The organism is Micromonospora sp. LZ34 (assembly GCF_052981855.1).
In genome coordinates, this window is record NZ_JBRIQN010000085.1 from 1 (window position 1) to 14753 (window position 14753).

General features: G+C 68.1%; 11 protein-coding genes and 2 pseudogenes. 9 read left to right on the forward strand and 4 right to left on the reverse strand.

Translation table 11 applies throughout. The features are described from left to right. Window positions 1-1110 precede the first annotated feature (1110 nt). The 5 genes and pseudogenes from ACVCAH_RS35935 to ACVCAH_RS35955 all read left to right on the forward strand — a co-directional run bounded on the left by ACVCAH_RS35935 (window position 1111) and on the right by ACVCAH_RS35955 (window position 5737). Window positions 1111-1593, forward strand: a complete 483-nt coding sequence (locus ACVCAH_RS35935; RefSeq protein ID WP_447140675.1) for a hemerythrin domain-containing protein — start codon at window positions 1111-1113, stop codon at window positions 1591-1593. 224 nt (window positions 1594-1817) lie between these two features. Beyond that, window positions 1818-2144: a nuclear transport factor 2 family protein gene (locus ACVCAH_RS35940; protein ID WP_447140676.1), complete on the forward strand. Its 327-nt coding sequence runs from the start codon at window positions 1818-1820 to the stop codon at window positions 2142-2144. A 123-nt stretch (window positions 2145-2267) separates the two neighbouring features. After that, window positions 2268-2898: pseudogene (locus tag ACVCAH_RS35945) on the forward strand (transposase family protein); the annotation flags it as partial. A gap of 1019 nt (window positions 2899-3917) precedes the next feature. Further along, window positions 3918-5342, forward strand: coding sequence for a DEAD/DEAH box helicase (locus tag ACVCAH_RS35950; RefSeq protein ID WP_447140677.1), 1425 nt, complete (start codon window positions 3918-3920; stop codon window positions 5340-5342). 191 nt (window positions 5343-5533) lie between these two features. Then, entirely contained in the window at window positions 5534-5737 is a 204-nt protein-coding gene (locus ACVCAH_RS35955) for a cold-shock protein (RefSeq protein ID WP_210778296.1), read from the forward strand. A gap of 519 nt (window positions 5738-6256) precedes the next feature. On the opposite strand, the gene ACVCAH_RS35960 is transcribed toward ACVCAH_RS35955, so the two are convergent. Continuing rightward, on the reverse strand, window positions 6257-6877 hold the full coding sequence (locus ACVCAH_RS35960) for a dihydrofolate reductase family protein (RefSeq protein WP_447140678.1): 621 nt from the start codon (window positions 6875-6877) through the stop codon (window positions 6257-6259). Window positions 6878-6952: 75 nt separating this feature from the next. Between ACVCAH_RS35960 and ACVCAH_RS35965 the strand changes: the two genes are divergently transcribed. Further along, window positions 6953-7825 carry a LysR family transcriptional regulator gene (locus ACVCAH_RS35965; RefSeq protein ID WP_447140679.1) on the forward strand — a complete coding sequence of 291 codons (873 nt, stop codon included), beginning with the start codon at window positions 6953-6955 and terminating at the stop codon, window positions 7823-7825. Between the two features lie 246 nt (window positions 7826-8071). On the opposite strand, the gene ACVCAH_RS35970 is transcribed toward ACVCAH_RS35965, so the two are convergent. Further along, window positions 8072-8950: a phosphotransferase gene (locus ACVCAH_RS35970; protein WP_447140680.1), complete on the reverse strand. Its 879-nt coding sequence runs from the start codon at window positions 8948-8950 to the stop codon at window positions 8072-8074. A gap of 153 nt (window positions 8951-9103) precedes the next feature. Further along, window positions 9104-9823, reverse strand: coding sequence for a hypothetical protein (locus ACVCAH_RS35975; RefSeq protein WP_447140681.1), 720 nt, complete (start codon window positions 9821-9823; stop codon window positions 9104-9106). 486 nt (window positions 9824-10309) lie between these two features. On the opposite strand from ACVCAH_RS35975, the gene ACVCAH_RS35980 reads away from it, so the two are divergent. The 3 genes and pseudogenes from ACVCAH_RS35980 (at window position 10310) to ACVCAH_RS35990 (ending at window position 13525) form a co-directional block, all read left to right on the forward strand. Then, the gene (locus ACVCAH_RS35980; RefSeq protein WP_447140682.1) at window positions 10310-10738 is read left to right on the forward strand and encodes an STAS domain-containing protein; all 429 of its coding nucleotides are present in this window, start codon (window positions 10310-10312) and stop codon (window positions 10736-10738) included. A 332-nt stretch (window positions 10739-11070) separates the two neighbouring features. Continuing rightward, a pseudogene (locus ACVCAH_RS35985) lies at window positions 11071-11877 on the forward strand (IS5 family transposase). Window positions 11878-11923: 46 nt separating this feature from the next. Further along, entirely contained in the window at window positions 11924-13525 is a 1602-nt protein-coding gene (locus ACVCAH_RS35990; RefSeq protein ID WP_447140683.1) for an SMI1/KNR4 family protein, read from the forward strand. 332 nt (window positions 13526-13857) lie between these two features. On the opposite strand, the gene ACVCAH_RS35995 is transcribed toward ACVCAH_RS35990, so the two are convergent. Then, entirely contained in the window at window positions 13858-14469 is a 612-nt protein-coding gene (locus ACVCAH_RS35995) for a hypothetical protein (RefSeq protein ID WP_447140684.1), read from the reverse strand. Window positions 14470-14753 lie beyond the last annotated feature (284 nt).

The window sequence follows — 14753 nt, forward strand, 5'->3', positions numbered from 1 at the left end:
GCACGGCGGGTTCGGCGAGCGGCCTGGAGAAACGGACCAGCGGCAACGCTGACACCGCACTCCAGGCCGACTCAACTAGATTCCCAAGACCACTCCGCAGCCGTTCGGCAACGTTCCCGTCGCGCTGGTCGCCGCACGCTCTGCAACGGCATCGGTCCAGGCTCGTCCGGCTCCGTTCGCCCCGGTGGCTCCCATGCATGGCTCCCAAGCCAGGCTCTCAGCGTTACCTTGCCGCCGAGTCTCGGTACCCTGCGTCGCCATGGGCATGTTCGCGTCCGTACGGGGATGGGTCGAGCTGACGCACGACCAGCGGGCAGCCGCCGCGGAGCACGTCACCCAACGAAACCTCCCCGACGTACGAGCAGCACGATCCGCACGCCCGTCGCACTGGCTGACTGAAGCCACGACACCTGCAGGTGTGGGGCCGGCTCGTGAGGGTAGGGACAAGTCACGGGTCGAGACATGCGCCCTCCAGTGCCTTCCTTTGCCGCGCTCGCGCGGCACGAGGGACGTCGGTGGACGGCGGAGGCGCCATGTCAGGAAACGCGACATCTCGTACGCGTGCAGGCCGTCGGTCTGCTCTGGCGGTCGATCGGGTCCGTGAGCCGATCATGTCGTTGGCCCTGACGAGTGACGGTTCGGCAAAGCTGGTCACCGTCTCGGGTGAGGTGGACATGAGCAGCGCGCACCTGCTCACCGAGTTGGTGGAGTGCGTCTGCCGCCTACCGGTGCCGGTGATCGCGGTGGACCTCTCCGCGGTGCGGTTCTTCAGCGCGCATGCCGTGAGCTGGCGACAGGGATCGCAGGGTCAGGCCGATACGGGCCAGGCTGACCGAACCGCCACGAGCATGGGCCACGGGTCGAAAGGCCGGCGGGCGGCCGCCTTTGGGTCCCTTGGCCTGCGCCTATATCAGCAGAGGCACGCCGTGGAATGCGGCACCAAATTGCCTCAAACGCCCCGTTCGCCCGACGTCGTCCGGGCCAGGGGCATACGCCACGTGAGGTGGAACGGGAGTGCCGTCGGGTCGGAAATATCCGAACTACGGCATTTGCGACGCTACGCTCGGTAGACGCCGGCAGCCGCCGGGAAGGACCTAATGCGAGGACCCAATGCCCAATGACGCCATCGAGTTGCTGACGGCTGAGCACGACAAGATGCGGAAGCTGTTCCAAGCCTTCGAGGAGAGCGGGGACGGCAGCACGAAGAAGCGGGGGGAGGTTGTCCAGCAGATCGTCCAAGCGCTCACCGCACACTCCTACATCGAAGAGGAATGCATGTACCCGGCGACGCGGATGATGCTGCCCGACTTGGAGGCAGACGTGCTGCAAGCCTTCGAGGAGCATCACCTAGTCGACGTCCTCTGCTTCGAACTCGCCGGCATGACCCCGCAGGACGAGAATTTCGACGCCAAGGCCATGGTCCTGATCACGACGACGCTGCAACACATCGAGGAGGAAGAGCAAGTGTTCTTCCCGGCCGTGCGGGAAGGGCTGACCGGCGAGCAGTTGCAGGACCTTGGCAACCAGCTGGCGGAACTCAGGCGGAACGCCCCCACCAAGCCCAGTCAGCCCCGAGTACTCAAGGGCGCCTAGCTGTCCGGCGCCGAGGTTCGTCACACAAGTACTCCTCCCCTACCTGGATCGAATGAGCTATCGGTCACGGGCCTGCCACCTCCGACCGATACCTTGACACTGGGCGCGCTCCAACAGATAACCCAGGTAGGACGGCGACTGCACGAGATCGGTGCGGGCGAGGTTCTGAGAGAAGTGTTGTCGATCGAGTTGAGGTACCGGTGACCCGCTCTACTCGAGAGGTCGTGGAGGACCATCTGCGCCGCCGCCGGGTCGGCGACCTCGAGGGCGACCTGGCCCACAACTACCACCCCCACGTCCGGCTGATGTCTGCCGAAGGGGTCAACCATGGCCACGACGGCGTACGCAAACTCGCCCAGATCCTCAACAGCTACCTGCCCGAGAGCGAATACCGGTACCACCAGGTACTCCACGACGGTGACGTGGCGATGCTGGCCTGGACCGGCCGCAGCGTCGACACCAAGGTGCACGACGGCGCTGACACCTATGTCGTCCGCGAGGGTTTGATCGTCGCCCAGACCATCCACTACTCGACAGCCCCGAACCATTGAGCCTTTTCCAAGCTGATCTTGCAGCTCAGGGCGGATGCGGCGAGCCCGGAGATCAATGAGGGCGAGGCTCCAGGTAAGACAGCAGTCGACCAAGATCCGATGCCCCGACCGGGAGCCTCGCCTGTGCCGTCTTACCCCTCCACGATCTCGCTGTCCAGCCGAACTCTGAACCACCTCGCCGACCTCATCCGCCAGCACCCGTAACCAGCATCGGTCCCGGTGGCGGCGTCTCGGTCCGGGCCGACAGGCACTGCTCGCCCTGACCCACCTGCGCAACGGTGACACCTACACCCGGCTCGCCGCCGGGTTCGCCGTCGGTGTCGCCACCGCCTGGCGCTACGTGCAGGAAGCGATCGTGCTGCTCGCAGCGGTCGCCGAGGACCTGTCCACGGCGATGCGGCGCATCCGGCAACTGGCGTACGCGATCCTGGACGGCACGCTGATTCCGATCGACCGCGTGGCAGACCAGAGGCCGTACTACTCCGGCAAGCACAAGAGGCACGGCGTGAACGTGCAGGTCATCGCCGACACCGCCGGCCGGCTCGTATGGGCCTCACCGGCACTGCCGGGCTCGACGCACGACCTCACCGCCGCCCGCATCCACGGCATCATCGACGCCCTGACCAGCACGGACGTGATGACCTTCGCCGACAAGGGCTACCAGGGCGCCCACGGCAGCGTGCGCACGCCGTTCAAGCGGCGCCGCTTCCGACCGAAGCTGTCGAGTGCGGCAAGCAGCCGACAGACTACCCACGGGGCGGCCAGTTCCACCCCAGCGCCGGTAGGACTTATCGCGCCAGGTCTGGTGGTGCGGAGGGGTGTTTGCGCTTGCGGGGTGGTCGGGGCGCGGGCGGGCGCAGCGGCGTCGCGGTCAGCAGGAGCGCGCCGAGAATCGCGGCGGCGAAGACCGCCGCGACGGCGAGAACTCCCAGCGTCAGCTGCACCAAGGTGCTGTCCATCGACGTGATCCTCCCGGGCTCAACGCGGCCGGTTCGGGTGCGCGGTCCTGTGGTTAATAAGGTGGCGCAGGCACCGCGTACGGTAACTGAGATCTTGGCGGGGTGGAGGAGTGCGACGGATGGTCTTGTGGCGGGGCGGTCAATAGGTGGGGCTTCTCGGGCCGGGGGGCTGGTGACCGCGTTGAGCCGGGTCATGCCCGCCAGGCCCACGGCGAGCGTGGCGTCGGACGACGATCGGTCGCAGAGCGGGGACGTGACGAGTTGCGCAACAGCAACCCGTGTCGGCTTGCGCGACCAGCTGGGCGCTGCCCTTACTGACTGGGCTCCCTGGCGTCGTGATGCCTAACGAGCGGCCGATGGGCGCCCGTCGGCTTCCGGTCGTGGTCACCCTCGACACGGAACGGGTTGCGCAGGCGGGTCATCGCAGCCGAACTTGCGTCAACAGCAGGTGTGTGGTCGAAAGGCGCATCTGCTCCCGGTGCATCACGGAACAGATTCGAGTCATGCGCGGTTACATCAGTCAAGAACTGCTCCAGGTTTGCGCGCCAACGCGCGACCCACCCGCTCGCACGTGCAAGCCGGGTGCGGAAAATAAGCGGGCCGCATCCCGCCGCTCGCCGGCGGGCGTTGGATCCGATTCGCTCGGCCCGTCGAACCCTAACCCAAAAAAGCCATCGTGTGGCCGGGGCGCGGGTAGATTGATCAACCAGGCCGCCCGTTCCGACCACGGCCTGCATCTGATGTCGACCACCACGCGCCGCGACCAATCGGTCAGCGCCGTGCAGGGCGACCCCTTTTACGTTCGGAGACTCCCATGGCGGCACGCCGCCCCAGCAAGACACCCCTTGTCACACCCACCTCCTTCGCCGCCCTCGGCGTGCCCGGCCGCCTGGTCGCCGCGCTCGAGCAGGCGGGCATCAGCACGCCATTCCCGATCCAGGCCGCGACGCTCCCGGATTCACTCGCCGGACGCGACGTGCTGGGTCGTGGCAGGACGGGATCGGGCAAGACATACGCCTTCGCTCTCCCGGTCCTCGCCCGGCTATCGGCCGCCACGTCTCCGCGGCTGCCCGGCCGCCCGCGCTCGCTCATCCTGGCGCCCACTCGCGAGCTGGCGACCCAGATCGAAGCGACGATCACACCGCTGGCCAACGCCCTGTCGCTGCGTACCCTGACGATCTTCGGTGGGGTGAGCGCGCGGCCACAGGTCGATGCACTGCGTGCCGGGGTCGATATCCTCATCGCCTGTCCCGGCCGGCTCGCCGACCACGTTTCGACCGGCCACGCGATCCTCGACGCCGTCGAGGTCACGGTGCTCGACGAGGCGGACCACATGGCCGACCTCGGCTTCCTGCCGGTCGTACGGCGACTCCTCGACAAGACACCGCCCCGCTCCCAGCGGCTGCTGTTCTCGGCGACGCTCGACGCGGGCGTCGACGTCCTCGTGCGGCGATACCTCTCCAACCCAATCACCCACAGCGTAGACTCGGCGATGTCCCCGGTCGCCGCGATGACCCACCACGTACTCCGGGTGCGTCACGATGACCGGCTCCCCGTCCTGATAGACCTGACGGCCGCCCCGGGGCGCACGCTCGTCTTCACCCGCACCAAGCGAGGCGCCAAGAAACTGACCAGTCAACTGGTCGCCTCGGGCGTGCCCGCCGTCGAGCTGCACGGCAACCTGGCGCAAAACGCCCGTACCCGCAATCTAGCGGCGTTCTCTGCCGGCGACGCCCGCACGCTTGTCGCGACCGACATCGCGGCGCGCGGTATCCACGTTGACGATATAGCTCTCGTGATCCACGCCGACCCGCCGGCCGAGCACAAGGCATACCTGCACCGCTCGGGGCGGACCGCGCGTGCCGGAGCGAGCGGCACCGTCGTCACCCTGATGACCGACGACCAAGTCACCGACGTGCGCGACCTCACCCGCCAGGCCGGCATCAACCCGACGATCACCCGGCTTGGGCCCGGTGACTCGCTGCTCACCGAACTCGCCCCGGGCGAGCGCCGCTTCGTGACGCCTCCCGTAGCGACGACGGCGCATCACCGGCGAGGCCACAGCGCCACGCGGCGCCCAGATCCGCGCACAGCGACGGGCGGATCGACCGCCAGCGCAGCGCGCGGGACAGGCTCGGAAAGTCGTCGGGCTAGTGCCGCGGAAACCACGTCCGCGCCACGGGGCGCCGCGGCGTTCTCTTCCGCCACGCGGGTTGGTAGCCGGCGCGGTCAGCGCTGACAGCGAAGACACGCGCGGCGCGCCCGTGCTAGCCTCACCGCGTTGCAGCCTTCGGTTTGTCGCATACTTTGCCAGCGCCTGGTGGGTATCTAACCCGCCAGGCGCTTTTTGTTCTGCCGGTGCTTCCGGACCAGCAGCGGCGACAACCGAGGGCCCGTACGTGGCTCCATCAGGTACTCAAAGGAGAAGACATGGCATTCGGCACAGTCAAGTGGTTCAACGCGGACAAGGGCTTCGGCTTCATCGCGCAGGATGGTGGCGGCCCTGACGTCTTCGCCCACTTCTCCGCCATCTCATCGAACGGGTTCCGCAGCCTGGACGAGAACCAGCGGGTCGAGTTCGACGTCGAGCAGGGGCAGAAGGGCCTTCAGGCCGCCAACATCCGTCTGGTCTGACGTTGACTCCGCCAAGCCGTGGCGACGAGGCCTCGGCCGTCGCCACGGTGGTGGCTGAGACCACGGACCGGCGAATGCCGATCCGTTCCGACACCGCGGTCCTGCCCGGCCTCGAACCGCTGGTGCTGCACGCGCTGTAAGCCCCCGAGTCGCGGCCGGGACCGCCAGCATTCGACCGGCTCCGGCTGGCCCTGGTGCCAGAGGTGCGACTGGTCATAGCCGAGGACGCGATCGTCCTCCAGGCCCGGCTCGAAGCCGAGGCAGGGCACATCCTCCCGCCGCCGCTCTGGGCGTCGGCCTGGGCCGGCGGGCAGAGACTCGCGCGTTACATCCTCAATCACCCGGACACCGTGGCCGGTCGCCATGGCCTCGACTGGTCGCAACCGGCTCCCGACTGGTCGCTATCGCCGCGGTGCCCAACGTAATGCGGATAATGTGAGCAGTGCGCTTGACCCCTGGAAACCGAAGGCGTACACCCCGTCAGCGTTCCACACCTCGGGTCCTGATCGAACCGTCGGTTCAGGACAGCACGCGGTAGGTCACATGCGTGACCCCGGTCGCCGCCCGGGACGACACCTGCTCGAGCTTCAGCGGCGGCACGCCTTCGAACAACCGTGTGCCGGCGCCGAGCGTGAGCGGCACGTAGTGCAGCCGCATCTCGGTGATCAGGCCGGCCGCGAGGTACTGGTTGACGGTGGTCGCGCCACCGTGGATGGAGATGGTGCCGTCGTCGCCCACCGCCGTGCGGGCCTGCCGGAACGCCGACTCGATGCCGTCGGTGACGAAGTGAAACGTGGTGCCGCCGTCCATCGGCTGCGGGTCGCGCGGGTGGTGGGTGAGCACGAAGACCGGGCCGTGGTACGGCGGATTGTCGCCCCACCAGCCGGTCCACGGCCGGTCCCACTCGCCGCGCACCGGGCCGAACATGTTGCGGCCCATGATGAACGCCTTCGCCTCGGTCATCTGGGCGATCTCGGCCCGGTTCTCCTCCTTGTTCTCGTACCACGCGTGCAGCTCGCTGCCCCAGCCGTCACCGCCGTCGTCGCCGAACGGGCGCTGTTCGCTCTGGTTGTGCCCGGCCGCGTACCCGTCGAGCGAGATCGTCAGGTCACAGCTCACCTTGCCGGTTCGTGTCGTCATGGCGTCAGCATCGGACCGACCGATGTATACCGTCCAATGCCAAACCGGCACCGAAAACATAGATATCGTTGATAAATGCTGAACCTGGTCCACCTCAAGGTGCTGGCTGCCGTCGCCCGGCACGGATCGGTGACCGAGGCGGCGCGAGAGCTGCACTACTCCCAGCCATCAGTGAGTCACCATCTGTCCCGCCTGGAGGCCGCCACCGGCGCCAAGCTCGTTCAGCGAATCGGCCGCGGGATCCGGCTGACGCCGGAAGGACTGCTGCTGGCCCACCGGGCCGCCGAGATCGTGGGCCGAGTCGACGCAGCGACCAGCGAGCTCGCCGCCCGGGTCGGCCTGCACGCGGGGCGGGTCCGGCTGGCCGCCAACGCGTCCACGCTGAGCACAATCGTACCGGCGGCGGCCGCCGCGCTCGCCCAGGCGCACCCGGGCATCGAACTGAGCCCCATCGAGCGGCACCCGGTCGAGGCGCTGCAGATGCTGCGGCGCGGCGAGGTCGACGTGGCGCTGGTGTTCCGGTATGCCGACGCTCCCGTGGAGGAGGAGGACATCCGCCTGCTGCACATCGGCGACGACTCGCTCAACCTGCTCAGCCGGCAGCCCGACGACCGGCTCGCGAACCATCGCGACTCCGCCTGGATCGGCGGGTGCGACCGGTGCGAGGCGGAGCTGCGCGCCGCGTGCCAGCGCGAGGGCTTCACCCCGCGCATCACCGCGCACAGCGACGACATCGTCGTCGTGCAGTCCCTCGTCGCCGCCGGCATCGGCGTGGCCACCCAGCCCGGCCTCGCGCTCCGGGCCCACCACCGGCCGGACGTGCACGCTACAGAGATACCCGGCTGCCGCCGCCGCATCCACGCCGCGACGTACGGCGACCCGCCCGACCCGCCAGCCGTCGCCGCCGTCCTCGCGGCGCTCTCCGAAGCGGGGGCGCCACCGGAGTGAACCCGTGCTCGCCCCCGCGAATGACGGCGTGCTGCCAGGCTCACCTGTGCCAGAGGAAGCGGCGCACCAAGTCGGTGCCGCCCCACCACTTGACTGCGCGTGCCGCGATCACGACGGGTGCCGAACCTGCGGCATTTTCCGGCAGGGTCCGGCCGGCGGCGCCGCGAGTGATTGGCTGGGCCGACGAGGCGCCGTCGCGGGGGGCGCGGCAGTGGGCGCCTTGCCGACCGGCATCTGCGAGCGCTGTTACGAAGCAGCCTCTTGAAGATCGGGAGTCTGACAGGCCGGCAGGCAGGACCAGATAGGCGGGTCGGACCCGCCCGGATCTCCGTGCCTTCTCAGCGGCAGATGTGCGCACTCGACCGCCAATAATCCCCCTCGAACGCGTTCTGGGGCCGCTCGAACTTCGGCGAGCCGCCTGACTGCGTACTCGTCGTCCCAGCAGACGGCGGCTTCCCATGCGGCCGACGCTTGCCCGGCGATGTCGAGCGCGCCGTCGTCGAGGCCGGCGGCGTTGTCGGGCAGCACGAGGTCGAGGTCGGGGACGTCGACGTGCGACTCGTCCCAGTCGATCAGCGCGACCTGACTCGCGGTCATGCGGACGTTGCCAGGGTTGTTGGGGTTGCCGTGGACGACGCATGTCTGACGTCCGGTGAGCCGCGCCCACGCTGCTCGGCATCGAGCAACGCTCTCAGGGGGCATCGCGCCGAGGTCAATCTTCGTCCCGGTCTCGGTGTGCAGGAGGTCGGTCGACGATCGCCAGCCTGGGCGCTGCGGCCAGCCCTGCGTCAGCCGATGCAGCTCGCGGAGCGTGCCGGCCACGCGACGCCAGTCGGCCTGCGTCTCGGGCGGTCCGCCATCCAGGTAGGTCATCACCATCAGACCGTCGGCGAACAGTCGGCCGTCCGTAGTCGGGATCGGGACCGGCACGGTCAGACCTTCACGGTCGAGGTGTTGGAGGAGCTCTGTCTCCCACGCAAGATCAGCGTCGCTTCTGGTGCCGAGACGACTGACCGCGAGGTGCCCGTTGACGCGAACGCTCCACACTTCGTTGGCGACTCCGCCAGCGAGCGGTTCGATGCGAGCGGCGTCTTCACCCCATTGCCCGAGTGCCTCCCACCCCACTGGCCATATCTTACGGGGTTCCGAACATCATTGTTCTCGGCAGATCCGGTCGTCTCGGACGCGCGCTGTCAGCGGATGACAGCGCGTTCGCTGGAGGTGTCCGTAGGGGCGGACCATGACCCCGCAGCGGTTCGTCGGGCGCCGAAGTCGCCGTCACAACAGCTCGTTGATGTCGGTCAAGGTTTGCAGGGTCTGCTCGGCATATGTGACGTCGAACGCGTCGGCCACGGCCAGCCGCAGATCGTCGAACGAGAACCAGGCGACCACCTGAGCGGCCTGCGCGTCTCGGTCCCGCCAGAACGCGTTGGTGAGGCGTCGTGTCATCCCATCCGAACGGCAACCGTCGCTCAGCAGGTACCGCAGTTGCGCCGCCGCAGTCGGTCGGGCGAGGGCTGTGGTCCACTCGGTCAGGTACGGCGTCAGATCGACCTCGGCGTTGCCGATCGCGCAGAGTATGGCGTCGATGTCGTACGCCTCGTCGGGGTGGCAGGCCAGACTGTACGACCACAGGGCGGAGAGGAAGCCTCGGACGGCGTCACGCTCATCGCTTTGCCAGGTCGTCCATTGCGCGTAGCGCAGCCTGCTAACCAGTGGCTCCATGTCCGGCCAGCCGAACCCGTCATCGCAGGCGATCTCAAAGAGGCGAGGTAGGAAGTACCGGAAGTCCGCGGAACTGCCGACCGTGAACATGACGTTTGCGGCGTACGGCTGCAGCGTCTCCGCCGGGAGTTGCCGTAACGGCGTCGGTGTCAGCAACGCATGCTCGTCCTGGGGATCGAAGCAGCAGAGGCAGTACTCGATGGCCGAGGGCCGGGGTACTTGGGCGAATGCTTCGTACAGGCGATCGAGCGCAGCAGCCAAGGACGCACTCACCGCTTCACGCTAGATCAGCCCCGGACCGGGCTGCGACTGATATCCGCGTTACACCGACGCTCGAACGGCCAGGTCTCGGCTCTCCGCTCAGGAGGTCGAACCACAACACCCGCTCGGCGGCATGACAGGACGTTGCGTGAGAGTGGTCTGCACGCCAGACGCGACACGCCCGCGTGAAGCCCGCCGTGACCCGCGGCAACCACCGGGGGTCATCCCATCAGCAGTAGCCGCCACCGACGTTGGGCACGCATCGGCGCGTGGCGCCGAGCCGGGTTGGCGGAAACCATGCGGCTCCCAGCAGGACCTTTGCGAGTAGTCTTCGGGGTAGCTGCGTCGTACCGATTCACGCAGCTCGTCGAGCCTGCAACGCCCCGCTGCATTCGGGTTGTTGCCTCCCCGGCCCCGGGCCCAGCCCCCGCCCGCTCACCAAGCAATCCCTGTAAGCAGTTGGGCCGGAGGAACACAATGTCCACCAAGTTTTCGCCCGTGACTGCGTTGGCGCAGCTACGCATCGCCACGACCTGCCCGTCGCCGACCACGGCCCGGGTCGCCGTGGTCGGAGAGGTCGACCTGGCAACCGCAACAGCCCTACGCGACAGGCTGCTCAGCGTGTTGCACGATCACACTCCCGCTGTACTCGACGTCGACCTCGCCGGGGTTACGTTCCTGGACTGCGCCGGACTCCGCGCGCTCGTCGCCGGGCGCAACGCCGCCGTCCAAGCCGGACGCCAGATGCGGGTCACCCACCCGCAACCCATCGTCCGCCGGGTATTGGAAGTGACCGGGCTGCTCGGCGTCCTCACCGCCCCGATCGACCAGCCGGAGCCCCTGCCCACAAGATCCGAATACCCGTCGCGGACTGGACCCACCCCCGCGACCGTCACGGAGCCGCCCGCCGTGATGGTTGCCACCTGACGGAAGCCGGAAGTGGACGTCGCCGACCTGATCGCCGCCGCCCTGCGACCGAAAGTGGTCGCTCGCCCAGGCGATGGACTCGGCTGTCTCGGCGGGCCGCTAGTCGCGGGCGCGCCAGCCGGCGCAACTGTGATGCGAGCCGCGCCACTTTCACCGCGCCAGGACAGCCAGCGCCGTTCTTTGCGGAGTTTCGGCCATGGCGAAACGCACGCTCATCGGCAGATCCGTACGCTCACGCTCCGCCGACCTGCCGCTAGGCCCTAAGAGATCGTTCAGTTTGAGTTCGGCGTGTCGCTTGTGGACGATAGCGGCGGGCGGTAGATCGGTGGGCTGTGCGTGAGAGGGAGATCTTTGACGGGTTGTGGGAGCGGATCGCGCCGCTGATCCCGGCTCGTAGCCGCCGGTTCCGCTGCCCGGGGCGGTTGGCTCGTGACGATCGGGCGGCGCTGGCGGGGATCTTGTTCGTGCTGCGGACCGGGATCCCGTGGCAGCAACTGCCGACCTCGGCATTCGGGGTGTCCGGATCGACCTGCTGGCGGCGGCTTGCCCGCTCCCAGGAGCAGGGCGTGTGGCAGCGTCTGCACAAAGTGCTCCTGGCCGAACTGCGTGCCGCCGGGACCCTGGACCTGGCCTACGCGGTGGTCGACGCCTCCCACGTGCGCGCGCTCAAAGGGGGGACCATGTCAGGCCGAGCCCGGTCGATCGCGGCCGGCCCGGCAGCAAGCATCACCTGATCACCGACACCGACGGCACACCCCTGGCGGTGACTCTGACCGGCGGAAACCGCAACGACGTCACCCAGCTCATCCCCCTGATCGACGCCATCCCACCCATCCGCGGCCGCCGCGGCCGACCGCTCCGGCGACCCGGCAAGATCTACGCCGACCGCGGCTACGACCACGACAAGTACCGCCACCTCGTCCGCGCCCGTGGAATCACCCCCGTCATCGCCCGCCGCGGCACAGGCCACGGCTCCGGACTCGGCCAACGGCGCTGGGTCGTCGAACGCAGCTTCGCCTGGCTGCACGCCTTCAAACGACTCCGCACCCGCTACGAACGCCGCGCCGACATCCACCAAGCCCTGCTCAGCCTGGCCCTGCGCAGCCATCTGCCTCCGGAGACTCCGCAACTCAAACTGAAACGATCTCTTAACGCATAGGGGGTGCCGCCTGGCACACTCCCGGGGTGGAAAAGATCGAAGCGGCCATGCACGACCTCGGGTCGGCGTTTGCCGCGGGGCTCATCCAGGACGGTTCGATGCAGGTCGCCTTGACCGACATCAGCCGGACGAGCCAGACGTACGACGCGGCGGGCAACCGGGCGCTGATCGGCCGCTGGGACGACGACCTGGACCGCGGGCTGTCGACTCTGATGGGGCTGGTCAAGGCCGGCGAGGGCGTCACCGGTGAGTTCGTCGTGGAGCTCGCCGCGTCCCGGGCGGGTGACTACGTGGTCAGCTACTCCGGGGACCTGCCGTCGCTGCCGGCCCGTGTCGTCCTCGATACCGCCTACCGCTACCCGAACCATCCGAAGCCCGGCATGAGCAAGCCGGCGGCTGCGGTCAACGACGGGCGGCCCACAGATCCAGCCGTGCTCGACGAGGTGCAGGCCCTCGTCGCGGAGTTCGTCGAGCGGTACACCCGGCTGCGTGGCGAACCGCCGCGGTTCGCTCCCGGCTACAGCGAGGCGGAGATCCTCGCGGTCGAGGAACAGCTCGGGGTACGCCTGCCGGAGGACGTGCGTGCCCTCTACCGGACGATTCACGACGACAGGCAGGAGTCGGGTCTGCTGGGCCGGTTCAGCCCGGCTCCACTGGAGGAGGTCGTCCGGTGGTACCACGAAGGCGATCCTGGCTCGTACGGCTGGGACGACGGCCTGTTCGAGTACGACCCGGTGGTCTTCGAGACTCACCCGTTCGGGCACGTCCGGCGGTTGTCGCGCAACGACTGGTGGGTGACCTTCGCGCCGGACTACGCCATGAACTACGCCGCGGTGGATCTCGACCCAGCCAACCTCGACAGTTACGGCCAGTTGCTCACCTTCGGCCGGGACGTGTACGGCCCGATCCAGTACGTCGCGCCCTCGATCCGGCACATCATGCGGTCCGTCGTCGCCTCGATGCGCGACAACGCGGGCTGGGACGATGGCAGGTGGACCACCCCTAATCACGAGTGGGAGACCGACGTCGGCGGTAGGACGCTCGTCGACACGATGGCCATGGTTCGCGACCCGTCGGCGATCCAGTCGGCCCACCTCCGGGCGGTCGCACAGGTACGCCTCGCGGACCTAGCCGGCTTCCCACATCTCCGCTCGATCCGGATCCTCGACGTACGGCAGAAAGCCGAGTACGTGGACCTGTCGATCCCGCCCGGACTGCCGGTCGAGCAGATTCACGTCGTGGCTGAACGGTTCGAGCCGGAGCGACTGGCCGCAACGCCGACGATCGGATACGTGACGCTGGCTGGCAACACCCAGCCGGTATCGGTCGCCGCGCTCGCGGAACTGCCCAACCTGGTGCGGCTGGACCTCGCCGAGGCTGCAGTCACGGACGTCGCCACCGTCGCCGGGCTCCCGGCGCTACGCGTCCTCAGCCTCAACACCCAGCAATGGGAGGAACTCCTGGCCAGCGGTTGGACACCGGATCCGTTGGCCTCCGTCGAACTCGGCGGACACGCGAGCGTCCCCGAAGCGACCGCCTGGCTGACCGCGATCCGCACCCTCGCCGAGGGCCGACCTGGCGCCGACCAGGCGGTGGCACGGCACCACACCGTCCGCGGACCCCGCTGAGGGTAGACAGGATCACTCGTCCACCCAGACAGACTCCTGGTCGTCGGGTGCCCCCGACATCCATTGGCCTAGTACCGGCGTCGGGGAGCACCCGGAGCCCAAGACCGACACGACCTCTCCTCATTCGCCGTGACTTGCTGCACCAGCCGGGAAGCGCGAAACGTTGATCGCACGTTGCCACTCCCGGTAGTCACGTTCCGGCTCTGGCCAGCGCGGTAGGCACGTCTTCGTAGGTCGTGGGAATGCCACTCTCTGTCGCACAGCATGACAACCGATGGCAGCGGATGTGCGCTGCATCGACGTTCACACCGAACCGTCCGCCACTTGCCCGGTCAGACCGGGTACATGCCGGCGTAGGGGTCGGGCTTGCCGGTCCACGGGTCCAGGCCGACCCGCAGCAGCCGCTTCTCCTCGCGTGGGGTCAGGAACTTAGTTGAGCTAATGCCCCAGAGGTTCAGGCCCCCCAGGGGACACTCGTCGAAGTCCGACCGGAGTACGCGGACGAGGAACTCCACCATCCCGCATTCGTAGCGCCGCCAAATCATGTCGTCCCGGTTGAACACCAGAACCGGCCAGGCATCCGGGTCCTCATCCGAGCCGTCCCAGCAGAGAATGTCCGCGCTGGCGTCCACCCCCCACGCGATGAGGACGGGGTTGGCGCCCGCCAGCTCCGGGGACCCTTGGACCTCTGCCCACGTGAGTTCTGCCGTTGCCGTCTCCCGAACCATGCCGCCGGTCCCGGGGCCTGGCCCGTCCGCTCGTGGCTGGGGCTCGAGGATCGCGAGGTAGTTCCCGACAGTCCCGGCGCTGTAGAGCGCCACGAACTGCTGATAGTCGGCGGGAAAGTTCCTGCCCCAGGACTCCTCCAGCCGTGTCCAATCGGCAAGGGTATCGATCTCGGCCGGAGGCGGCATTAGCCGCCGGAGGGTCTCGACGTCAGCCACGCCGATGACGTTCTCAGCTGGCACTCATGGGCACAAGTTGTTCGTCGTCGAGGTACAGGCTCACGGGAGGCCAGGAACCATGACCGTGGTCGAGCGGGAGCCTCCGAATCCGCCCGCCCGATGGATGCGGGTGATCGAGCCCGGCAGTTCCACCTGGTGCTTCAGGAGCCGTAGCCGGGGTTCCACGCTTCCCCGCGGATGGCGTCCTGTTTCGCACCGGGTTTGATGGAGACATCGAAACCTGGGAGGAACACCAGTAATGCCCGCACCGAAGAAGTACAACG

What these genes read in the sequence shown, in the direction of transcription:
- ACVCAH_RS35935 (WP_447140675.1), top strand. Translation starts at nt 1,111, where the DNA reads ATGCCCAATGACGCCATCGAGTTGCTGACGGCTGAGCACGACAAGATG.
- ACVCAH_RS35950 (WP_447140677.1), top strand. Translation starts at nt 3,918, where the DNA reads ATGGCGGCACGCCGCCCCAGCAAGACACCCCTTGTCACACCCACCTCC.
- ACVCAH_RS35955 (WP_210778296.1), top strand. Translation starts at nt 5,534, where the DNA reads ATGGCATTCGGCACAGTCAAGTGGTTCAACGCGGACAAGGGCTTCGGC.
- ACVCAH_RS35960 (WP_447140678.1), bottom strand. Translation starts at nt 6,877, where the DNA reads ATGACGACACGAACCGGCAAGGTGAGCTGTGACCTGACGATCTCGCTC.
- ACVCAH_RS35965 (WP_447140679.1), top strand. Translation starts at nt 6,953, where the DNA reads ATGCTGAACCTGGTCCACCTCAAGGTGCTGGCTGCCGTCGCCCGGCAC.